Origin of the sequence: Nocardioides soli (assembly GCF_014191495.1) — a bacterium.
In the GTDB taxonomy this organism is placed as follows: Bacteria; Actinomycetota; Actinomycetes; order Propionibacteriales; family Nocardioidaceae; genus Nocardioides; species Nocardioides soli.
Genome location: NZ_JACHWR010000002.1, coordinates 222,877 through 242,904 on the forward strand (window position 1 = coordinate 222,877; position 20,028 = coordinate 242,904).

Annotated in this window: 20 protein-coding genes and 1 tRNA gene; 9 read left to right on the plus strand and 12 right to left on the minus strand. The window is 73.6% G+C overall.

Annotated elements, in window-relative coordinates:
- Window positions 1-102: 102 nt before the first annotated feature.
- On the minus strand, window positions 103-822 hold the full coding sequence (locus tag FHU40_RS11560) for a helix-turn-helix domain-containing protein (RefSeq protein WP_183592487.1): 720 nt from the start codon (window positions 820-822) through the stop codon (window positions 103-105).
- A 39-nt stretch (window positions 823-861) separates the two neighbouring features.
- On the opposite strand from FHU40_RS11560, the gene FHU40_RS11565 reads away from it, so the two are divergent.
- The 3 genes from FHU40_RS11565 to FHU40_RS11575 all read left to right on the plus strand — a co-directional run bounded on the left by FHU40_RS11565 (window position 862) and on the right by FHU40_RS11575 (window position 2,436).
- Complete coding sequence (locus tag FHU40_RS11565) at window positions 862-1,512, plus strand: DsbA family oxidoreductase (protein WP_183592488.1); 651 nt, start codon at window positions 862-864, stop codon at window positions 1,510-1,512.
- Between the two features lie 90 nt (window positions 1,513-1,602).
- Complete coding sequence (locus FHU40_RS11570) at window positions 1,603-2,157, plus strand: hypothetical protein (RefSeq protein ID WP_183592489.1); 555 nt, start codon at window positions 1,603-1,605, stop codon at window positions 2,155-2,157.
- A gap of 48 nt (window positions 2,158-2,205) precedes the next feature.
- Window positions 2,206-2,436, plus strand: coding sequence for a DUF2249 domain-containing protein (locus FHU40_RS11575; RefSeq protein ID WP_183592490.1), 231 nt, complete (start codon window positions 2,206-2,208; stop codon window positions 2,434-2,436).
- An 81-nt stretch (window positions 2,437-2,517) separates the two neighbouring features.
- On the opposite strand, the gene FHU40_RS11580 is transcribed toward FHU40_RS11575, so the two are convergent.
- A tRNA-Pro gene (locus tag FHU40_RS11580) sits at window positions 2,518-2,594 on the minus strand.
- 64 nt (window positions 2,595-2,658) lie between these two features.
- A complete protein-coding gene (locus tag FHU40_RS11585; protein ID WP_183592491.1) occupies window positions 2,659-3,609 on the minus strand; it encodes a metallophosphoesterase in 951 nt (316 codons plus the stop codon).
- A gap of 26 nt (window positions 3,610-3,635) precedes the next feature.
- Here FHU40_RS11585 and FHU40_RS11590 point away from each other — a divergent pair, with 26 nt between their 5' ends.
- Window positions 3,636-4,097, plus strand: a complete 462-nt coding sequence (locus FHU40_RS11590; RefSeq protein WP_183592492.1) for a GatB/YqeY domain-containing protein — start codon at window positions 3,636-3,638, stop codon at window positions 4,095-4,097.
- A gap of 15 nt (window positions 4,098-4,112) precedes the next feature.
- On the opposite strand, the gene FHU40_RS11595 is transcribed toward FHU40_RS11590, so the two are convergent.
- Complete coding sequence (locus tag FHU40_RS11595) at window positions 4,113-6,509, minus strand: penicillin-binding protein (protein WP_183592493.1); 2,397 nt, start codon at window positions 6,507-6,509, stop codon at window positions 4,113-4,115.
- Between the two features lie 222 nt (window positions 6,510-6,731).
- Here FHU40_RS11595 and FHU40_RS11600 point away from each other — a divergent pair, with 222 nt between their 5' ends.
- Window positions 6,732-7,022, plus strand: a complete 291-nt coding sequence (locus FHU40_RS11600) for a WhiB family transcriptional regulator (RefSeq protein ID WP_183592494.1) — start codon at window positions 6,732-6,734, stop codon at window positions 7,020-7,022.
- Window positions 7,023-7,039: 17 nt separating this feature from the next.
- On the opposite strand, the gene bagB is transcribed toward FHU40_RS11600, so the two are convergent.
- The 3 genes from bagB to FHU40_RS29475 are packed head-to-tail and all read right to left on the minus strand — an operon-like array spanning window position 7,040 to window position 10,060.
- Entirely contained in the window at window positions 7,040-8,269 is a 1,230-nt protein-coding gene (gene bagB / locus FHU40_RS11605; RefSeq protein ID WP_183592495.1) for an ArsA family ATPase, read from the minus strand.
- Window positions 8,266-9,279: an ATPase BagA gene (gene bagA / locus FHU40_RS11610; protein WP_183592496.1), complete on the minus strand. Its 1,014-nt coding sequence runs from the start codon at window positions 9,277-9,279 to the stop codon at window positions 8,266-8,268. The genes bagB and bagA overlap by 4 nt, the downstream gene beginning before the upstream one ends.
- 22 nt (window positions 9,280-9,301) lie before the next feature.
- Complete coding sequence (locus FHU40_RS29475; protein ID WP_215526172.1) at window positions 9,302-10,060, minus strand: IclR family transcriptional regulator; 759 nt, start codon at window positions 10,058-10,060, stop codon at window positions 9,302-9,304.
- 103 nt (window positions 10,061-10,163) lie between these two features.
- Between FHU40_RS29475 and FHU40_RS11620 the strand changes: the two genes are divergently transcribed.
- The 3 genes from FHU40_RS11620 to FHU40_RS11630 all read left to right on the plus strand — a co-directional run bounded on the left by FHU40_RS11620 (window position 10,164) and on the right by FHU40_RS11630 (window position 12,361).
- The gene (locus FHU40_RS11620; RefSeq protein ID WP_183592497.1) at window positions 10,164-10,937 is read left to right on the plus strand and encodes a CoA transferase subunit A; all 774 of its coding nucleotides are present in this window, start codon (window positions 10,164-10,166) and stop codon (window positions 10,935-10,937) included.
- Window positions 10,934-11,560 carry a CoA transferase subunit B gene (locus tag FHU40_RS11625; protein ID WP_183592498.1) on the plus strand — a complete coding sequence of 209 codons (627 nt, stop codon included), beginning with the start codon at window positions 10,934-10,936 and terminating at the stop codon, window positions 11,558-11,560. The genes FHU40_RS11620 and FHU40_RS11625 overlap by 4 nt, the downstream gene beginning before the upstream one ends.
- A gap of 72 nt (window positions 11,561-11,632) precedes the next feature.
- The gene (locus tag FHU40_RS11630) at window positions 11,633-12,361 is read left to right on the plus strand and encodes an SDR family oxidoreductase (protein ID WP_183592499.1); all 729 of its coding nucleotides are present in this window, start codon (window positions 11,633-11,635) and stop codon (window positions 12,359-12,361) included.
- 9 nt (window positions 12,362-12,370) lie between these two features.
- Here FHU40_RS11630 and FHU40_RS11635 read toward each other — a convergent pair whose 3' ends face one another.
- Complete coding sequence (locus FHU40_RS11635; RefSeq protein WP_221199817.1) at window positions 12,371-13,744, minus strand: MFS transporter; 1,374 nt, start codon at window positions 13,742-13,744, stop codon at window positions 12,371-12,373.
- Between the two features lie 186 nt (window positions 13,745-13,930).
- On the opposite strand from FHU40_RS11635, the gene FHU40_RS11640 reads away from it, so the two are divergent.
- The gene (locus tag FHU40_RS11640) at window positions 13,931-14,800 is read left to right on the plus strand and encodes a sigma-70 family RNA polymerase sigma factor (protein WP_183592500.1); all 870 of its coding nucleotides are present in this window, start codon (window positions 13,931-13,933) and stop codon (window positions 14,798-14,800) included.
- Window positions 14,801-14,907: 107 nt separating this feature from the next.
- Here FHU40_RS11640 and FHU40_RS11645 read toward each other — a convergent pair whose 3' ends face one another.
- From FHU40_RS11645 to FHU40_RS28940, 4 genes are all read right to left on the minus strand, one after another.
- Complete coding sequence (locus FHU40_RS11645) at window positions 14,908-17,319, minus strand: ABC transporter permease (RefSeq protein ID WP_183592501.1); 2,412 nt, start codon at window positions 17,317-17,319, stop codon at window positions 14,908-14,910.
- Window positions 17,316-18,083 (minus strand): ABC transporter ATP-binding protein, encoded by a 768-nt coding sequence (locus FHU40_RS11650; protein ID WP_183592502.1) that lies wholly within the window; start codon window positions 18,081-18,083, stop codon window positions 17,316-17,318. The genes FHU40_RS11645 and FHU40_RS11650 overlap by 4 nt, the downstream gene beginning before the upstream one ends.
- A gap of 64 nt (window positions 18,084-18,147) precedes the next feature.
- Window positions 18,148-18,816, minus strand: coding sequence for a response regulator (locus FHU40_RS11655; RefSeq protein WP_183592503.1), 669 nt, complete (start codon window positions 18,814-18,816; stop codon window positions 18,148-18,150).
- Entirely contained in the window at window positions 18,813-19,964 is a 1,152-nt protein-coding gene (locus FHU40_RS28940) for a DUF7134 domain-containing protein (RefSeq protein ID WP_221199818.1), read from the minus strand. Before FHU40_RS28940 ends, FHU40_RS11655 begins: the two co-directional genes overlap by 4 nt.
- Window positions 19,965-20,028 lie beyond the last annotated feature (64 nt).

Consider the following 20,028-nt stretch of genomic DNA (forward strand, 5'->3'; position numbering starts at 1 on the left):
TCGGGCGGGTGTCCGCGGCCGGCGGTGGATCCTCCACCGACTCGGGTCGGCGGAACGGTGGACCACCCATCGCCGCCGGGCTCGACGGTCCGGCGGGCACGGTCAGGCGGCCCGCCCGTCGCCTCCGGTCGGGACCGGCTCGAGGCGGGCCAGGCACAGTTCCGGCGTCACGAACGGCTTGAGCGCGCCGGTGCGGATCGGCGCGCCGCTGCGCTCGAGCGCTCCCTGCATCAGGCCGAGGTGCACCCCGCACACCACCGGGCTGTGCTGCTCGGCGACCTGGCGGAACGGGCACCGGTGCAGCTCGATGGTCCGGCCGGCGTCGGTCGGGTGCGGCGCGAAGCCGAACCGGTCGAGCAGGCCGGTCAGGTCGGCCGTGGCCCGCTCCGCCGACGGGGGCGCCGACGGCTCCCGGGCCAGGGTCCGACCCCAGGCGCGGCCGGCCGCGGTGGCCTCGGCGACCGGCTCGGGCGCGGTCTGCTCCACGTGGTTGACGAGCACCTCCGCGAGCAGTCGATAGCTGCTCTCGTCGTCGGGGCCGGCGTCCGGCTCCTCGGACGTCGCTGCGACCGCGTCGTACACCAGTCGAGGCCGACCGGGTCGGTCCCGGGCCTCCCGCCGACCGGTGGCGAGGCCGGCATCGACCAGCTGGGCGAGGTGCATCCGGACCGTGTTCGGGTGCAGGTCCACCAGGTCGGCGAGCTCGAGGATGGTCAGCGGTGCGGGTGCGGCGCGCAGCGCCTCCAGGACCCGCACCCGGCTCTCGCCGGCGAGCAGCCGGTGCCGCTCCCGGTCGACCGGAGTCGCGAAGTGATCGGTCACACCCTGTATTTTTCACGGAAGTTCCTGTAAAAACAAGTCATGAGCGCGATCGCCTACGCCGACTTCAGCTGCCCGATGTGCTACCTGGCCAGCCTGCGGGTGGACCGACTGCGGGCCACCGGCCGTGCCACGCCGGACTGGCGTGCGATCGAGCACCGACCCCGACTGCCGCTCACCGGGCTGCGCCTGGGTCCGGCGGCGCACCGGCTCCGGGACCGCGAGCTGGCCGCGGTCGCGCGGCTCGCGGAGTCGGGCGAGGAGCTGCCGAGCGGCTCCCCGGCCCTGTTGCCGCACACCGGCGCCGCGGTCGTGGCCTACGCCGAGGCCGTCGGCGCCGGGGTCGCCGACCAGGTGCGGTCGCTGCTGTTCCGCGCCTACTGGCTGGAGGGCGACGACATCGGCGACCCCGAGGTGCTGCGGCACCTGCTGCCCCCGGCGTTCGCGACCGGCCGAGCGACCGGGGACCCGGTCCGGGACTTCGGCTACGCGGTCACCTCGCAGCGCGGTCCGGTCACCACTGCCGCCTACCGACGCATCCGCGACTGGCAGTGCGACTGGCTCGCGCTCGGCGCACCGCTCGCGCTCACGCTCACCACCGACGACCTCACCACCGACGACCTCACCACGGGGGCCGCGGCCCTCGCGGCGCTTCGGACCTCCCCGATGGAGGAGCTTCGCGACGCCTCGTGACCCCACGTGACCCGACGGCAGGCGGCAGGGGCGTCACGCCGAGGTCCGAACCCACTCGACCCACGCGACCCACTCGACAGGAGGCACATCATGAGAAGGCGGCGACCACCCGCAGTACCGGCTCAGCTGGTCCATGAGATCGACGAGGCGCTCGCCGCCGTCGACACCGCACGCGCGCACCTGGCCCGCGCCCGGGCCGAGCAGGTGCCCCTCCTCGAGCTTCGTGCGGCGAGCGCGGAGGTCAGGGGCGCCTTCGACCGGGCCGATGCGCTCCTGCGCCAGGCCACCGGCCTCGCCAGGCAGCACTCCTACCGCGAGTGGTCGGCGTGGCGGCACCGGCTCTCGGTCCTCGGCACCGCGCGGGTGATGCACCTGTTCGCCGAGCAGGACGAGGTCGGGCTGCTGCCGATCGGGAGCGTGCGTGCCATCGACACCGGCATGTCCGGGCCCGCGATCGGTGACCTCCAGCACGGTGCGTCACGTGCTCCCGGCACACCGCCCACCTACGGTCTCGACTTCGACGCGCTGCTGATCGGCGGACCCGCCACCGCTCCGCCGACCGGAGCGGACCGGGCCGAGCCGCCCGTGGTGATCGCCATCGAGACGTCGAGCGCCCGAGACGAGTCGCCGCCCGAGGCGGCCTGAGGACCCGGAACCACCACATCGGAACCACCGCAACAGAACGGAGGCACCATGCAGGATCTCAAGCAGCTCGACATCCGCCCACACCCGCCCGCCCGCCGCCACGAGCTCATCTTCGAGACGTACTACGCGCTGGCTCCGGGGGAGGCGTTCGAGCTGGTCAACGACCACGACCCCAAGCCGATGTACTACCAGTTCGAGGCCGAGCACACCGGTCGGTTCACCTGGGAGCCGACCGAGCAGGGCCCGGAGGTGTGGAAGGTCCGCATCGGGCGGACGTGAGCACGCCGCGGCCCCCGAACGAACGACACCCGGACCTGCAGTTGCAGGTCCGGGTGTCCACGATGTCCTGAGACATCACACTGGTCGGGCTGACAGGATTTGAACCTGCGGCCTCCTCGTCCCGAACGAGGCGCGCTACCAAGCTGCGCCACAGCCCGATCGGCCCACCGGAGCGGGCCGGGGGCAACCATACCGGAGCCCGGGCGGCGCCCTGAAATCGGTTCAGACGGTGGTCGGTGTCGTGGACTCGATCAGGGTCAGCAGGGTGGCCTCGGGCCGGCACGCGACCCGGATCCGGGCGTACGGGCTGGTCCCGAGGCCGGCCGAGACGTGCAGCCACGACGACCCCGGATCGCCGGGCCGCGACGTGGCCGGATGCCGGTGCAGGCCCTTGGCCCGCGCGGGCTCGAGGTCGCAGTTGGTGGTCAGCGCACCGACCCCGGGCAGGCACACCTGGCCGCCGTGGGTGTGTCCGGCAAGCACGGCGTCGTACCCGTCGGCGGCGAACCGGTCCAGCACCCGCAGGTACGGCGCGTGCGTCACGCCGAGGCGCAGGTGGGCCTCGGGGTCGGCGGCGCCGGAGACCAGGTCGAGCCGGTCGTAGCCCAGGTGCGGGTCGTCGACGCCGGCGCAGGCGATCCGCAGGCCGCGCACCTCGACCGAGGCACGCCGGTTGGTGAGGTCGGTCCAGCCCGCGCCGGAGAGGGAGTCACGCAGCTCGCGCCACGGCAGCTGCGCGGTGTCGGTGTTCCGCCGCCCGTCGTCGGGGAGCAGGTAGCGGACCGGGTTGCGCAGGCTCGGCTCGAAGTAGTCGTTGGACCCGAAGACGAACACCCCGGGCACGTCGAGCAGCTCGCCGAGGCCGTCGAGCACGGCCGGCACGGCGTCGCGGTGAGCGAGGTTGTCGCCGGTGTCGACGACGAGGTCGGGCCGTAGCTCGGCGAGGCCGCGGAGCCACTCCCGCTTGCGCCGCTGGCCCGGGGTCAGGTGCACGTCGCTGAGGTGCAGCACCCGCAGCGAGGGTGCCCCCGGTGGCAGCATCGGCACCGTGACCCGGCGCAGCGTGTAGGCCCGGGCCTCCACGACGGCGTACGCCGTGAGCGCCGCGCCGGCGACCGCGCCGGTCCCGAGGACGCCGAGCGCGGTACGGCGCGCGACGTCACGGGAGCTCACCTGGCAAGGCTGCCACAATGGCGGTCATGAGTGTGCTCAAGGACCGTCTCCGCGCCGACCTCACCACCGCCATCAAGGCCCGGGACGAGGTGCGCTCCTCGACGCTGCGGATGGTGCTGACCGCGATCACCAACGCCGAGGTGGCCGGCAAGACGGCTCGCGAGCTCAGCGACGACGAGATCATCGGCGTGCTCTCCACGGAGGCGAAGAAGCGCCGCGAGGCCGCCACGGCGTTCACCGACGGCGGCCGCCCCGCGATGGCCGAGAAGGAGACCGCGGAGGCTGCCGTGATCGCCGACTACCTGCCCGAGCAGCTCTCCGAGCAGGAGGTCGTCGACATCGTCACCGCCGCCATCGCCCAGGCCGGCGCGGCCGGCGAGGGCATGAAGGCGATGGGCAAGGTGATGGGCATCGTGCAGCCCCAGGTCAAGGGCCGCGCCGACGGCGCCGCGGTCGCGGCGGAGGTACGCCGCCAGCTGGGGGCCTGAGCCGCCGCGAAGGCCTCAGCGGCCCCCGCCGCCGTGGCCGCGCCCGCCGTGGCCACGACCACCGCGGTTGCCGTTGTTCTTGCCCTTGCCCTTGTTCGGCTTGGTCGACGGCGGCGGGGTGCCGTTGGACTCGTAGATCGTGACCACGGAGCCCTTCGCGATCGACGAGCCGCCCGACGGGCTGGAGTACGCCGCGGTGCCGGCGGCGTACTCGGAGTACGTCGTGCCGCCGCGGATCGCGTTGAACCCGGCCTGCTCGATCGTGCGCTCGGCCTCATCCATGCTCATCCCGCCGACGCTGGGCACGGTCGCGGGGATGCCCTGCACCGCGGTCTGGGACGGCGGCGTGAAGTCGACCGGGTCCAGGTTGCCCTGGATGGCATGCATCGCCTTGGCCCACATGGGACCGGCGAAGCCGGAGCCGGAGACGGAGTAGACGTAGCTGCCGGCGATGGTCTGGCCGGCGAGCGGGATCGGCTTCTGTCCGTCCTTGCTGGCGCCGGCGATCATCGCGGCCGTCGAGAGCTGCGGGGTGTAGCCGACGTACCAGACCGACTTGCCGTCCTGGGTGGTGCCGGTCTTCGCGGCGGACGGCACGGTCAGGCCGGTCCCCTGCCCGTAGCCGAAGCCGCCGGGCTCCTGGACGCCGCGCAGCACGTCGTTGACGGCGTCGGCGGTCGTCTGCTGGATCACCTGCTGGCAGGAGCTGCCGTACTTCTTCAGGACGTTGCCCGACGAGTCGGCGATCGAGGTGATCGGCACCGAGTCGCAGTGCAGGCCGCGGGCCGCGAACGTGGCGTACGCCTCGGCCATCTCCAGCGGGCTCGCGTCGGCGATGCCGAGCGTGAACGTCGGCACCCGCTCGGGCAGGTGCGTGCCGTCGCCCTCGGGGTAGGTGAGCTGCACGCCCATCCGCTTCGCGAGCTTGAACGGCTCGCAGACCCCGGTCGCGCGCTCGAGCATCGCGTAGAAGGTGTTCACCGACTCGCGGGTGCCGCGGTAGAGGTCCATGGTGCCGTACGTCGTGGAGCTCGACACGTTCCACGGGCCGACGAAGTTGCCGGCGCCCTTGCAGTTGGCGAACTCGGCGGTGTCGATCGTCATCGACTGCGGGGCGTTGAAGGTCGTCTGGAGCGGGATGCCCTGCTCCACGGCCGCGGCGAGCACGAACGGCTTGAACGTCGAGCCCGCCTGGAAGCCGGCGGAGTCGCCGTACTTCGTCGGGACCGCGTAGTTGAGGAAGGTCTCGCCCGCCTGCTCGTTGCGGCCCATCGGACGCGACTGCGCGATCGCCCGCACGTAGCCGGTCGACGGCTCGACCATGGCGAGCGCGCCGACGGCCCGGTCGCCCTTGTAGACGTGTCCGGACACGGCGGTCTCGGCCGCCGCCTGGTCGGCGAGGTCGAGGGTGGTGCGGATCGTGAGGCCACCGGACTTCAGCAGCTGCCGGCGCTGGGCGACGGTCTTGCCGAGCGACGGGTCGTCGAGGAGGTAGTTCCAGGCGTAGTCGCAGAAGAACGGCGCGCGGGAGTACCAGCAGCCGTTCTTGGAGGCCACGACGTTGAGCCCGAGCTTCTTCTCCTTGGTCTTCTCGGCCTTCTCGCGGGTGATCACGTTGAGCTGGGCCATCCGGTCGAGCACGATGTTGCGCCGCTCGAGCGCCCGGTCGGGTGAGTTGGTCGGGTCGTAGCCGGTGGGGTTCTTCACCAGGCCGGCGAGCATCGCCGACTGCCGCAGGTTGAGCTTCTTGGCGTTGACGCCGAAGTAGTGGCGGGCCGCCGACTGGATGCCGTACGTGCCGTCGCCGAAGTAGGCGATGTTCAGGTAGCGCTCGAGGATCCAGTCCTTGCTGTGGTGCTGCTCGAAGGCGATCGCGTAGCGCAGCTCGCGCAGCTTGCGGGCGTAGGTGTCCTCGGTGGCCTCCGCGCGCTCGGCCTTGGTCTTCGCCTGCGTCTGCAGGGTCATCTTGACCATCTGCTGGGTGATCGAGGAGCCGCCCTGCACCACGCCGTTGTTGGCCTGGTTGGTGATCAGCGCGCGCACCGTGCCCTTGAGGTCGAGCGCGCCGTGCTCGTAGAAGCGGGAGTCCTCGATGGCGACGATCGCCTCGACCATGGTCCGGGAGATCTGGTCGAGCGAGACGTTGACGCGGTTCTCGTCGTAGAACGTCGCGATCGTGTTGCCGTCGTCGTCGAGCAGCCGGGTCCGCTGTGGCAGCGGGTCGGTCTCGAGCTCGGCCGGCAGGTTGTCCATGGCCTTGGCGACGTTGCGTGCCCCGATGCCCATGACGCCCGCGAACGGGATCGCGAGGCCGGCGACGACGACGCCGAGGATCGCCGCGACCGCCACCATGACCAGCAGATGGGAGGCGACACGGCCGGCGGAGAGGCGCTCCTCGCGTGGGACAACCATGCCCGCTAGGGTACGGGACCGGTCCGAGCCCGCCCGATTTCGCGATGGTACCGCCTCGATGGCCCCGACCCGAGGGGGCTAGTCCGAATGGACTACGGGATTTGGGCACAAATAGTCTGTTTCTGGGCGGGGTGGTTCCTTAACTTTGCCTCCCGAGGGGAAGTATCCCGGGTAGGCGTCATGGGGACGCCGCCTATCTCGGAATGATGTGGGGACATCACCATGTGGGTTGAGGATTGGGCCAGTGCGGCCGCGTGTCGGGAATCGCATCCGGATCAGCTGTTCGTGCGCGGCGCGGAGCAGAACAAGGCCAAGCAGCTGTGCTCCGCCTGTCCGGTGCGCACCGAGTGCCTCGCCGAGGCGCTCGACAACCAGATCGAGTGGGGCGTCTGGGGCGGGATGACCGAGCGGGAGCGCCGGGCGCTGCTGCGCCGGCGTCCGCATGCCTCCTGGCGAGCCGTGCTCGAGGCCGCTCGCGACAAGGACGGCTCGCTGGCCGCGGTCACCGTCTGACCGCTCGGGTTGACCGCTCAGGCACCCGCAAGCAGCTGACCGACCCGGCGCAGGCCGGCGAGGTCGTGGACGTCGCCGGCGAGTGCCGGCACCACCGCCGTCGGCACCTGCGGGTGCGCGGCGGCGAACCGTGCGCGCAACTGCTCCTCGCGCTGCACGATCCGCGACCGGTCGGCGTGCAGCCGCAGCAGTCCCGCGGTGAGTGACGACGGATCCTGCTGGCGCAGCCGGGCGGCCGCCGCCATCGCCTCGTCGGCGGACAGCGCCCCGGACGGCTCCGGGCTGGCCCGGTTGACGACCAGGCCGGCCAGCGGCATGTCGTCCTCGGCGAGTCGCTCGACGAAGTACGCCGCCTCGCGCAGCGCGTCGGGCTCGGGCGCGGCGACGACGAGGAACGCCGTACCGTCGGCCTGGAGCAGCTCGAAGGTCTTCTGGGCGCGCTGCCGGAACCCGCCGAAGAGGGTGTCGAACGCCGCGACGAAGGTCTGCATGTCGCGCAGCACCTGGGCGCCGAGGACCTTATTGAGTGCGCCGGTGATCAGCCCGAGGCCGGCGGTCATCATCCGTGCCGGGCCCTTGGCGGGGGTCAGCAGCAGCCGGATGAACCGTCCGTCGAGGAAGCTCGACAGCCGCTCGGGGGCGTCCAGGAAGTCCAGTGCCGACCGGGACGGCGGGGTGTCCACCACGATCAGGTCGTAGCTGCCGTCGCGCTGCGCGTCGGCGTGGAGCTGGCCGAGCTTCTCCATCGCCATGTACTCCTGCGTGCCGGCGAAGGAGCTCGAGAGCGCGATGTAGAAGGGGTTCGAGAGGATCTGCTGGGCCTTCTCCGGGGTGGCCTGGCTCTCGACCACCTCGTCGAAGGTGCGCTTCATGTCGAGCATCATCGCGTCGAGCCCGCCGCCCTTGCGGTTGCCCTTGCCGTTGGTGCGCAGCCCCGCGACCGGCCGGGGGGTGTTGTCGAGCTGCTCGATCCCCATCGACTGGGCGAGCCGCTTGGCCGGGTCGATGGTCAGCACCACCACCCGGCGGCCGCGCTCCGCGGCGCGCAGGGCGAGGGCCGCGGACGTGGTCGTCTTGCCGACCCCGCCGGAGCCGCAGCACACGATGATGCCGATGCCCGGGTCGTCGAGCAGCGCGTCGACGTCGAGCTCCGGCGCCGGGCCGGGGCGGCTGGCGAGGGGGCCGACGCGGCCCCGGGACCGGTCTCGTGGGGTGCTGCGGGGGGTGCTGCGGGGGGTGCTGCTCATGCCAGTCCCTGCGCCTTCAGGTCGCCGGCGAGCTCGTAGAGCGCACCGAGGTCGATCCCGCTCGGCAGCCGGGGCAGCTCGTACGTCGGGCGGCCCAGCCCGCCGACGAGCTCGCGCTGCTGGTCCTCCAGCGCGCGCCGTACGGCGTGATCGGAGGCCTCCTGGAGCAGCCCGTCGACGAGGCCGTCGTCGGGGTCGATCCCGGCCTCGACGAGGTCCGCCTCGATCGCGACGAAGTCGAGCCGGCCGGAGCGTGCGGCCTCCAGGTCGGCCGACGAGAGGTCGCGCGGGCGGACCTGGTTGACGACCACGGCACCCACCGGCAGCCCGGCGGCCTCGAGCTCGGCGATCGCGTCCGCGGTCTCCTGCACCGGCATCTCCTCGAGCACGGTGACGAGGTGGACCGCCGTGCGCGGCGAGCGGAAGAGGGTCATCACGGTGTCGGCCTGGCCCTTGATGGGGCCGACCTTCGCCAGCCCGGCGAGCTCGTCGTTGACGTTGAGGAACTGCGTGATCCGCCCGGTCGGCGGGGCGTCCAGCACCACCGCGTCGTACCGGGTCGCGGACTTGTTCCGGCTGTTGCGCTGGACGGCCTCGAAGACCTTGCCGGTCAGCAGCACGTCGCGGACCCCGGGTGCGATGGTCGTGGCGAACTCGATGACGCCGAAGCGGTCCAGCGCCCGCCCCGCGCGGCCGAGCTTGTAGTACATCGCGAGGTACTCCAGCAGCGCCGACTCGGCGTCGATGTGCAGGGCGTGCACGACGCCGGGTGCGCGGCCGTCGTGGCGCAGCCCGGTGGCGATCCGGCGCTCGGCGTAGGGCAGCGGGTCGACGTCGAACATCCGCGCGATGCCCTGCCGGCCCTCCACCTCGCAGAGCAGCACCTGCTGGCCGTGGGAGGCCAGCCCGAGCGCGAGCGCCGCGGCGACGGTGGACTTCCCGGTGCCGCCCTTGCCGGTCACGATGTGCAGGCGCACGCGCGACCAGTCGGGCTCCGTCGGCTCGGCCATGCTCGACAGCGTAGGCGGCGGGTCAGCCGCGCCGTAGGGCTGTGGTCACCTCGTGGGCGGCGCGCAGCAGCAGCGTGCCGAGCTCGCGCCGGCGGTCGCGGCCGAACCGCTGCTCGATCCCGGTCAGGCTGAGCGCCCACATCGGACGGTCGTCGCGGTCGAAGACCGCGGCCGCCATGCCCCAGCTGCCCTCGACGATCAACCCGGGGTTCACGGCGTACCCGGCCCGCCGGGTCGCCGCGACCCGCGCCCACAGCGGCTCGGTGTCGTGGGTGACGCCGTGCGCCGTGACCAGGTCGGTGCGGGCCAGGTAGGCGTCGATCTCGGCGTCGGGCAGGTAGGCGAGGATCGCCAGGCCGGCCGACGCGACCCCGAGCGGGAAGCGGATGCCCTCGTGCAGCACGTGCGAGCGGATCGGGAAGCTGCCGTCCTCGCGCAGCAGGCAGACGGTCTCGTCGCCGCGGCGCGCGGAGAAGAACGCGCTCTCGCCGGTCACCAGGGCCAGCTGACGCACGAACGGCTGGGCAACCTCGGTCACGTCGTACCGACTGGTCGCGGCGGTGCCGAGCAGGTAGAGCTCCGGGCCGAGCAGCCAGCGGCCGTCCGGGGCCCGGTCCACGAGGCCCTCGCCCAGCAGCGAGGTGAGCAGCCGATGTGCGGTCGGCCGGGCGAGACCGGTGGTGCGGGCGACCGCGGAGGTAGTGCCGCCGTCGGGCTCGTGGGCCGAGACGGCCCGGAGCACGGCGCCGACCCGGCCGACCACGTCTGCTGGGGTGTTCACTCAGTGGACGCTACCTTCTCGTCACGTCCACGTGATGAGTGATCGGCGTCTGGTGGGTGGGCAGACGTTGACCCGATCCCGCTGGCCGTCTTGGATCGTGCGCATGGACAAGGTGGTGAGCTCGGCCGCGGAGGCGGTCGCGGACATCCCCGACGGCGCGACGCTGTCGGTCGGGGGCTTCGGGCTGTGTGGGATCCCGTCGGTGCTGATCCAGGCGCTGCTGGAGGCGGGCACGACGGACCTCGAGGCGGTCTCGAACAACTGCGGCGTCGACGACTGGGGCCTGGGACTGCTCCTCTCGGAGAAGCGGATCCGCCGGATGATCTCGTCGTACGTGGGGGAGAACAAGGAGTTCGCCCGCCAGTACCTCTCCGGAGAGCTCGAGGTCGAGCTGACCCCGCAGGGCACGCTCGCGGAGCGGATGCGGGCCGGCGGGTCCGGGATCCCGGCGTTCTTCACCGCCACCGGCGTGGGCACGCAGGTCGCCGAGGGCGGGCTGCCGTGGAAGTACGACTCCGAGGGCAACGTCGTGGTGTCGAGCCCGGCGAAGCAGACCCAGACCTTCGAGACGGCGGAGGGGCCGCGGGAGTTCGTGCTCGAGCACGCGATCGTGGCCGACTTCGGCCTGGTGCGCGCCTGGAAGGGCGATCGGCACGGCAACCTCGTCTACCGCGACTCCGCGCGCAACTTCAACCCGCTCGCCGCGATGAGCGGCCGGGTCACGGTCGCGGAGGTCGAGGAGCTCGTGGAGCCCGGCGAGCTGGACCCCAACGAGGTGCACACGCCGGGGGTCTTCGTGCAGCGCGTGGTCGCGCTGACGCCGGAGCAGGCCGCAGACAAGCGGATCGAGAAGCGGACGGTCAGGGAGCGGGCATGAGCTGGAGTCGTGAGGAGATGGCCGCGCGGGCGGCGTCCGAGCTGTCCGACGGGTCCTACGTGAACCTCGGCATCGGGCTGCCGACGCTGGTGCCCAACTACGTCGCCGACGACGTCGAGCTGGTGCTGCAGTCGGAGAACGGCATCCTCGGGGTCGGGGCCTACCCGATCGACGGCGAGGAGGACCCCGACCTGATCAACGCCGGCAAGGAGACCGTCACGCTGCGCCGGGGCGCCAGCTTCTTCGACTCGGCCACGTCGTTCGGGATGATCCGTGGCGGCAAGATCGACGCCGCGATCCTCGGCGCCATGCAGGTCTCGGCGGCGGGCGACATCGCGAACTGGATGATCCCCGGCAAGATGGTCAAGGGCATGGGCGGCGCGATGGACCTGGTCCACGGCGCCAAGAAGGTGATCGTGCTGATGGAGCACGTCGCCAAGGACGGGTCGTACAAGATCGTCGACGAGTGCTCGCTGCCCTACACCGGCCGGGGCGTGGTGCAGCGCATCATCACCGACCTCTGCGTCCTGGACGTCACTCCCGAGGGGCTGCGGCTCGTCGAGCTGGCCCCGGGGGTCACCGAGGACGAGGTCCGGGAGAAGACCGAGCCCCCGATCCGCTGAGGCGTCGCCGGCCCCGCGAGGTCACGCCTCGCGGGGCTGTCGTCTCGCCGCGACCTGGACGAGACTGAGTCCATGAGGATCGCCGTGGCCGGGGGAACCGGAGTCGTGGGCCGCCACGTCGTCGAGGTCGCCCGTGAGCGCGGCCACGACGTCGTCGTCCTGAGCCGGTCGGAGGGTATCGACCTGACCACCGGTGCGGGGCTGATCGACCGACTGGCCGGGGTCGATGCCGTGATCGACACCAGCAACCGGCCCGTGCAGAAGCGCGCCGAGGCGGAGGCGTTCTTCTGCGCCGTCACCCGGCACCTGCTCGAGGCCGAGCGCCGGGCCCGCGTCGGCCACCACGTCGTGCTCTCGATCGTGGGCATCGACGGGGTCGACTCCGGCTACTACGCCGGCAAGCGGCTCCAGGAGCGAGTCGTCGCCGAGGGCGAGGTGCCCTGGACGGTGCTGCGGGCGACCCAGTTCCACGAGTTCGCCGAGCAGGTGCTCGAGTTCGCGCGGATCGGCCCGTTCTCGCTGGTGCCGCGGATGACGAGCCAGCCGGTCGCGGCGCGCGAGGTCGCGGAGGCGCTGGTCGACGCCGCGGAGGCGGGACCGGCCGGCCGTTCGCCCGACCTCGCCGGGCCGGAGGTCCACCAGATGGTCGACCTCGCCCGCCGGGTGGCGCACGGCCGCCGCGTGGTGCCGGTGCCGCTGCCGGGCGCCGCCGGTCGCGCGATGCGCTCCGGGGCCCTGCTGCCCACCGGGCCGGGCCCCCGCGGCCGGATCACCTTCGACGCGTGGCTGGCCGACCGCTGAGCGAGCGGGTCAGCCGACCGGCTGCGTGCGGCCCGGTGCGGTCCGCGCGGCCGTGACGACCGCCAGCACCCCGATGGCGGAGGCCAGCACGAACACCGACAGGAACGGGTCGGCGCCGGCCCGGTTCGCCACGCCGAACACGATCCCGGAGACCGACAGGGCGAGCGCGCCCCCGAGCGAGTCGGCGATCGACAGCGCGGCGGAGTTGAAGCCGCGGTCGGCGTCGGTCGAGGCGGCGAGCATCGCGACGCCGGTGCGCGGGTAGCCGAAGCCCATCCCGGCCCCGGCGACGGCGTACGCCGCGATCGCGAGTGCCCAGGGCCCGTCGATCGCCACCACGAGGGCGAGCGCGGTCGTGGCGAGCAGCGCCAGGCCGCTGCCGCAGCGCATCGCCGCCACGTGGGAGACCCGCTCGCCGAGCCGGGACTGCACCTGGCTCGCGCCCGCCCACGTGAGGCCCACGACCATCAGCGCGATGCCGGCGGTGCCGGGCGTTAGCCCCCAGTGGTCCTGGAGCACGAAGACGATGTAGGCCTCGGAGCAGAAGAACGACGCGCTGAGCAGCCCGCGGGTGTCGATGACGGAGGGCAGGCCGCGCCGGGCGACCAGGGCGCCGGCCGGCAGCAGTCGCCGCAGGGAGAGCACGACCGCAGCGAGCGCCGCGATCGCGAGGAGGGCGGCGGCGCCCTCCCGGGAGCCGAGCAGCTCGAGTGCGAGCACGGCCGCCGCCGCGACCGCCGCCCAGGCCAGCCGGGAGCGCGGCACGGGCTCGCCCTCACCGGGCCGCCCGATGCCCCGCAGGGCCGGGACGATGAGCAGCGCGGCGAGCACCACGAGACCGACGACGCCGAGGAAGACCCAGCGCCACCCCGCCGCATGGGCCACGAACGCCGCGAGCGCCGGGCCGAACAGGGAGGGCAGCACCCAGGCCGCCGCGAAGCTCGCGAACACCGCGGGCTGGAGCACCGCCGGGAAGACCGCGCCGACCACGACGTACAGGCACACGGTGAGCGCGCCGCCGCCGAGCCCCTGGAGCACCCGTCCGGCGACCAGCACCTCCATCGAGGTCGCCGTACCGCAGACCACGAGCCCGAGCGCGAAGAGGACCAGGGCCGCCGCGAGCGGTCGCACCGGCCCGCGGCGGTCGCTCCAGGCGCCGGCCGCGACCATGCCGACGACACCGCTCGCCAGTGGCGCCGCGAACGACAGCGCGTAGAGGCCGACCCCGTCGAGCTCCGCGGCGACGGTCGGCATCACCGTGGTCACCGCCGTCGCCTCGAACGCCGCGAAGGCGCAGAGCGCGAACATGCCGATCGTGGTGGCGGCGTACGTCGGGGAGAGCAGCCGGGGCCGGTCCTCGGCCGGTGGAGCGGTGAGTGTCACGTCAGGACGGTAGGACTTCAACCGCGGTTCAGATCAATCGGTTTCGGGCCGCGCGCAGGTGTGCTGCGTCGCCGTGTGACCTGGGGCACGCGGGGGTGGCTGGTTCGGATGGCCCATGCGGTGGTTCGGGTAGCCCGTCTCGACCATTACGGACGAGTAGGCCCGGAAAGCCCTCAGGAGTGCGTCATGAGGGCGGAGGTACGCCGTTCCGCTCGCGTGACCAGCCCGATCGCCGACTCCACCGCCTCCGAGCAGCTCGCCGTCGACCACATCCCCCTGGTAGCGCACCTGGTGCGCGAGGTCTCGGGCCGGATCCCGGCGTCGGTGGACCGCGACGACCTCCGCTCGGCGGGGCTGGTCGCGCTGGTCGCGGCCGCGCGTGCGTTCGACGCCGACCGGGGTGTGCCGTTCCCGGCGTACGCCGCCCAGCGCATCCGCGGCGCGCTCGTCGACGAGCTGCGCTCGGTCGACTGGGCGTCCCGCTCGGTGCGGCGCAAGGGCCGCGAGATCGAGGCCGCCCGGCAGCGCCTCGCCACGGCGATGGGGCAGTTCCCCGACGACCGGGTGGTTGCCGAGTCGCTGGGCGTCTCGACCGCCGAGGTGGTGCGCAGCGATGCCGACGTCGTCCGCGCCGCCGTGCTGTCGATCCACGGCACCGACCGCGACCTCGCGGACGACGTGCCCACCACGGCCCTCGGGCCACAGGCGGCCCTGGAGCGTGCCGAGCGGCTCGCCTACCTCGCGGACGCCATCGCCGAGCTGCCCGAGCGGCTCCGGGTCGTCGTCCGCGGCTACTTCCTCGAGGAGCGACCGATGGCCGAGCTCGGTGCCGAGCTCGGCGTCACCGAGTCGCGGGTCTCCCAGCTGCGCGCGGAGGCCCTGGCGCTGCTCCGCGGCGCGCTGGCCGCCGGGCTCGAGCCGCACCTGGCCGAGGAGCCCGCCAATCCGGGCGGCGTCGCCGCCCGACGCAGGACGGCGTACGCCGCGTCCGTCGCCGCCCGCCACGCCGCCCGCCACGCCGCCCGGCGCCGAGTGCCGTTGGGTGCCTCCGCCTGACCCCCGGCCGCCCCTCTGGAGCCGGAATTTCGGATAGTCCGTCACGTTCTGGTTGTCGGGGAGCGCTCCCAGCGACCGTTTCGTGACGGACTATCCCAGCGGACTCCTCAGTCCAGGCTGAGCCCGGCCGCGGGCGACACCCGCGCCGCGCGGCGGGCCGGCAGCAGGGCCGAGAGCAGGCCGGCGACCGCGGCCACCAGGACGACGATCGCCAGCTGACCCCAGGGCAGCACCATCGGGGCGTCCTCGACGGCCTTCCTCACCAGCGCCTGCACGGCCACCCAGGCGAAGGTCGCGCCGATCGCCGTACCGAGGACGGTCGCCACCACGGAGAGCAGCATCGCCTCGGTCGCGAGGGTCGCGCGCAGCTGGCGGCGGGTCAGGCCGAGGGCGCGGAGCAGGGCGTTCTCGCGGCTGCGCTCGAGCACCGACAGGCCGAGCGTGTTGCCGATGCCGATCAGCGCGATCACGACCGCGATCCCGAGCAGCGCCACGACCGTGCCGGTGAGGATGTCGAGCTGGAGGGTCACCCACGACCGCTCGCGCAGGCTGTTGACCACGTCCGCCCCGGCCGGTGCCGCGAGCGCGTCGAGATCGCCGCCCAGGTCCTCGGCGTCCGCGCCCGGCTCGGCCCGCACCCAGACCGCCCACGGCTCGGGTGCGTCGGTGAGCGCGGCCAGGGTCGCCGGCGCCACGATCGCCGCCTCGCCGAAGCCCGCGCCGCCGCGGACCCGCAGCACCTCGCTGCGGTCGCCGACCCGCACCGTCACCCGGTCGCCGACCGCGAGGTCGTCCATGACCTCCCAGGGCAGCCAGACCTGGCCGGGCCGCGGGGCCGCCATCGCCGGCGTACCCCGGACGACCCCGCCGACCTCGCCGGTCGAGACGAGCGGTAGCCGGCCGACACCGCTCACGGTCGCCGAGGCGCCCGGTAGCGCGACCGCCGACCCCACGCCGGGCGCCGACCGCACCCGGCCGACGAGGTCGGCGGGCAGCGAGCGCTCGCTGCCGGTGAGCGTCACGTCGACGGGATAGTCCCGGTCGAGGTCCTGCTCGACCGCGCTGCGCGAGCTGGCCAGTCCGACCAGCACGGCGGTGGTGAGCGTGACGCCGACCAGCAGGGACGCGGTCGTGGCAGCGGTACGCCGCGGGTTGCGTACGGCGTTCTCGGCCGCGAGCCGGGCCGGGGCGCCGGCGAGCCGACCGGCGACGCCGCCGACCGCGCGGATCAGCGCGGGCACCAGCACCGGCCCGAGCAGCAGCACGCCGCCGAAGGCCGCCGCGCCGCCGGCGACCATCGCGCCCGGGCTGGAGGCGCTGATCGACAGTGCGAGCAGCGCGACACCGACGGCGATGGTGACCAGGCCGAGCAGCACCCGAAGCCGGCCGGCGCCGGTGCGCACACTCGCCGAGTCGTCCGGACGCAGCGCGGTCAGCGGGCTGACCCGCACCACGCGCCGGGTCGGCAGCCAGGCGGCGACGACCGTGACCAGCACGCCGACCACGAACGCGCCGACGTACCAGGACGGAGCCGGCACCGGGAACGCCATGCTGCCGCTGGGCAGCGCCGACTTCGCCAGCGCCACGAGGGCATACCCGAGGCCGGTGCCGACGACCAGCCCGAGCGCCGCCGACAGGACGCCGAGCGCCAGCGCCTCCACCCGCACCGAGCGGAGCACCTGGCGCCGGGTGGCGCCGACGCAGCGCAGCAGCGCGAAGTCGCGGGCGCGCTGGGCGAAGAGGATCGAGAACGTGTTGGCGATGACCAGCACCGAGACGAACAGCGCGATCGCGGCGAAGACCAGCAGCATGATCGCCAGCACGTTCACCTCGTTGGTGAGCTCGGCCTGGCGGTCCTCGACGAACTCGTCGCGCGGCTGCACGGTCGCGCCCTTCGGGAGCTCGAGCGACGACGCGCCGGGGCCGGCGTACGCCACCGAGTCGATCCAGAGGTCGTCGTCGAGGGCCCGCAGGTCCGACCAGGGGAGGTAGAGCTGGGCGCCGACGCTGGCCGACGGCGTGTCGACGAGCCCGACGAGCATGGCCTCGACGGAGTCACGGCCGGTGCCGACCTCGACCCGGTCGCCGATGGCGACGTCCTTGCCCTTGACGGCGTTGGCGTCCGCGACGACCTCGCCCGGCCGCTGTGGGAAGCGGCCGTCGCGGAGCACCTGCCAGCGCAGCGCCGGATCCGCTGCGATGCCGCCCACGTCGGTGCGCTCACCGAAGAGCCGGTCGCCGATCCGCACCTGCTGCGGCGTCCAGCCGAGCACGGCGGCGGCGTCGCCGTCGCGCTCCGCGCGGTCGACGATCCGCGCGGCCTGGTCGGCGTCGACGTCGGTGACGACCACGTCCGCGCCGCGGTAGGGCAGCTCGACGCCGGCGACCAGGCCGGCCCTCGCCGCCTCCGACAGCAGGCTGGTCACGACGATGAAGGAGACGCCGATGACGACGGCGACGGCCGCCGAGACGTAGCGGCGGGTGTGGGTGCGCAGCGACGCGCGCAGCACCGTCCTCATCGGCCGGCTCCCGGCCGGCCGCCGCGCAGGGTCTCGACCAGCTGCTCGGCCGTCGGCTCGACCAGGTGCGCCCGGATCTGCCCGTCGGCGATCACCACGACGTCGTCGGCGTACGCCGCGGCGTCGAGCTCGTGGGTCACCATCACCACGGTCTGCCCGAGTTCGCGCACCGAGCGGCGCAGGAAGCCGAGCACCTCCGCGGAGGCGTCGCTGTCGAGGTTGCCGGTCGGCTCGTCGGCGAACACGATGTCGGGCTGGCTGACCAGCGCCCGGGCGATGGCGACCCGCTGCTGCTGTCCGCCGGAGAGCTCGGTGGGGCGGTGGCCGAGCCGGTCGCGGATGCCGAGCACGTCGACGACCAGGTCGTAGCGGTCGCGGACCTCGGCGTCGACCCGGCGGCCCGCGAGCTCGAGGGGGAGCAGCACGTTCTGGCCCGCGGTGAGCATCGGGAGCAGGTTGAAGGACTGGAAGACGAAGCCGACGTGCTCGCGCCGGAAGATCGTCAGGGCGGTGTCGTCCATGTCCTCGAGCGCGCGCCCGGCGACCTGCACCGACCCACCGGTGGGGGTGTCGAGCCCGGCGAGGCAGTGCATCAGCGTGGACTTGCCCGACCCCGAGGGGCCCATGATCGCGGTGAACCGCCCCGCGGGCAGGTCGAGGTCGACGCCGCGGAGGGCGTGCACGGAGGCGTCGCCCTGGCCGTAGACGCGGGTGAGGCCGCGGGCGCTGGCCGCGAGACGGACGGAGGTCTGGGTGATCGTCATGCCTCGACGATCGCGGTCTTCCGCGCGCGGATCGTCAGCCCGCGGGCCGGGCCCGGCGTACGACTCAGGTCGTACGCACCAGGCCGGTCTCGTACGCCAGCACGACCAGCTGCACCCGATCGCGGGAGCCGGTCTTGGCGAGCAGCCGGCCGATGTGCGTCTTCACGGTGGCCTCGGCGACGACGAGGTCGGCGGCGATCTCGGGGTTGGACCGCCCGCGCCCCACGAGGACCAGCACCTCGCGCTCCCGCTCGGTCAGCCCGGCCAGCCGGTCGTCGGCCCCGGTGTGAGCGTCGGGCAGGACGGCCGCGAACCGGTCGAGCAGCCGACGCGTCGTGCTCGGGGCGACCACGGAGTCGCCGGCGTGCACGGTGCGGATCGCCGCGAGCAGATCCTCGGGCGGGGCGTCCTTGAGCAGGAACGCCGCCGCGCCGGCCTTGATCGCGGCGAAGGCGTACTCGTCGAGGTCGAACGTCGTCAGTACCACCACGCGCGGCACCTCGCCGCGCCCGGTGAGCGCCCGGGTCGCCTCGACGCCGTCCATGCGCGGCATCCGGACGTCCATCAGCACCACGTCGGCGGCGGTGACCGCGAGCTGCTGCACCGCCTCGCCGCCGTCGCCGGCCTCGCCGACGACCTCCATGTCGGGCTGGCTGTCGACCAGCATCCGGAAGCCGCCGCGCACCAGCTGCTGGTCGTCGACGAGGAAGACCCGGATCACCCCGCCGCTCACCGGGGCAGCCTCGCACGCACGCGGAAGCCGCCACCGGGCCGGGGCCCTGCCTCCAGGTCACCGCCGTGGGCGGTCACCCGCTCGCGCATGCCGAGCAGGCCGAGGCCGTGCCCGTCGTCGGGAGCCGCGGCCCCGCGGCCGTCGTCCTCGACGAGCACGGTGACCTCGTCGTCGACGGTGACGTCGACGCGCACCCGGACGTCCGGGCCGGCGTGCTTGCGGACGTTGGTGAGCGCCTCCTGGACGATCCGGTACGCCGTCAGCCCGATGCCGTCCGGCACCGAGGTCGCCGGGTCGGGGAGCGTCGCGTCGACGGAGGTGCCGACCACCAGGCCCGCGAGGTCGGCGAGCCCGGGCTGGGGCAGCAGGTCGGCGCTGTCGCCCGTGCGGAGGAGTCCGAGCATCCGGCGCATCTCCTGGAGCGCCTCGCGGCCGGTCGCGGAGATCGTCGCGAGGGTGTCGGCCGCGACGGCCGGATCCCGCCGCGCGGCGTACCGGGCGCCGTCGGCCTGCACCACGATCGTCGACAGCCCGTGGGCGACCACGTCGTGCATCTCGCGGGCGATCCGGGCGCGCTCGTCGGACGCCGCGAGCGCGACCTGCTGCGCCGCCTCGCGCTCGATCCGCTCGCCGCGCTCGACCAGTGCGTCGACGTACGCCCGGCGGGTGCGGGCCAGGGCGCCCAGCGCCCACGCGGTGACCACGATGGTGGCGATGGTGACGACGTACGCGATCACCGGGTCGGGCTCGAGGTTCCCCCCGAAGCCGAGCACCCAGCGGATCGCCGCGACCACGGCGCCGCACAGGCCCACGCCGACGGCCGCGAGTCCCCAGGCCGCCGACGCGTAGCGGGCGACCGAGTAGACCGCGAGCGGGAACGCGACCTGGCTCCACATCGGGGTGTCGATCAGCGCGGCCTGGGCGGCACTCGCGAGCGCCACCACCGCGAACACGGCCACGGGATGGTGCCGGCGCCAGTAGAGCGGGACCAGCTGGGCGAGCGAGATCACCAGGCCGGTCCAGCCGGGGTCGGTCAGCGGGGTGAGCGCGGCGGGCGTCACCAGCGCCGTGGCCAGGGCGATGTCGAACCACCACTGCCCGCGCGGGCCGAGCCGCCACGGCTGGCGGTGGGCGGGCGCGGTGGTCACGGGAGCGACCCTAGTTGGGCTCGAGGTCGTTGACGTCAGACCACGGGTGGACCCGGCGTAGCCC

Bases quoted from the DNA above. Each gene is read 5' to 3' on its own strand.
- FHU40_RS11565 (WP_183592488.1), top strand. From the start codon at position 862: ATGAGCGCGATCGCCTACGCCGACTTCAGCTGCCCGATGTGCTACCTG.
- FHU40_RS11570 (WP_183592489.1), top strand. From the start codon at position 1,603: ATGAGAAGGCGGCGACCACCCGCAGTACCGGCTCAGCTGGTCCATGAG.
- FHU40_RS11575 (WP_183592490.1), top strand. From the start codon at position 2,206: ATGCAGGATCTCAAGCAGCTCGACATCCGCCCACACCCGCCCGCCCGC.
- FHU40_RS11590 (WP_183592492.1), top strand. From the start codon at position 3,636: ATGAGTGTGCTCAAGGACCGTCTCCGCGCCGACCTCACCACCGCCATC.
- FHU40_RS11595 (WP_183592493.1), bottom strand. From the start codon at position 6,509: ATGGTTGTCCCACGCGAGGAGCGCCTCTCCGCCGGCCGTGTCGCCTCC.
- FHU40_RS11600 (WP_183592494.1), top strand. From the start codon at position 6,732: ATGTGGGTTGAGGATTGGGCCAGTGCGGCCGCGTGTCGGGAATCGCAT.
- bagB (WP_183592495.1), bottom strand. From the start codon at position 8,269: ATGAGCAGCACCCCCCGCAGCACCCCCCGCAGCACCCCACGAGACCGG.
- bagA (WP_183592496.1), bottom strand. From the start codon at position 9,279: ATGGCCGAGCCGACGGAGCCCGACTGGTCGCGCGTGCGCCTGCACATC.
- FHU40_RS11620 (WP_183592497.1), top strand. From the start codon at position 10,164: ATGGACAAGGTGGTGAGCTCGGCCGCGGAGGCGGTCGCGGACATCCCC.
- FHU40_RS11625 (WP_183592498.1), top strand. From the start codon at position 10,934: ATGAGCTGGAGTCGTGAGGAGATGGCCGCGCGGGCGGCGTCCGAGCTG.
- FHU40_RS11630 (WP_183592499.1), top strand. From the start codon at position 11,633: ATGAGGATCGCCGTGGCCGGGGGAACCGGAGTCGTGGGCCGCCACGTC.
- FHU40_RS11640 (WP_183592500.1), top strand. From the start codon at position 13,931: ATGAGGGCGGAGGTACGCCGTTCCGCTCGCGTGACCAGCCCGATCGCC.
- FHU40_RS11645 (WP_183592501.1), bottom strand. From the start codon at position 17,319: ATGAGGACGGTGCTGCGCGCGTCGCTGCGCACCCACACCCGCCGCTAC.
- FHU40_RS11650 (WP_183592502.1), bottom strand. From the start codon at position 18,083: ATGACGATCACCCAGACCTCCGTCCGTCTCGCGGCCAGCGCCCGCGGC.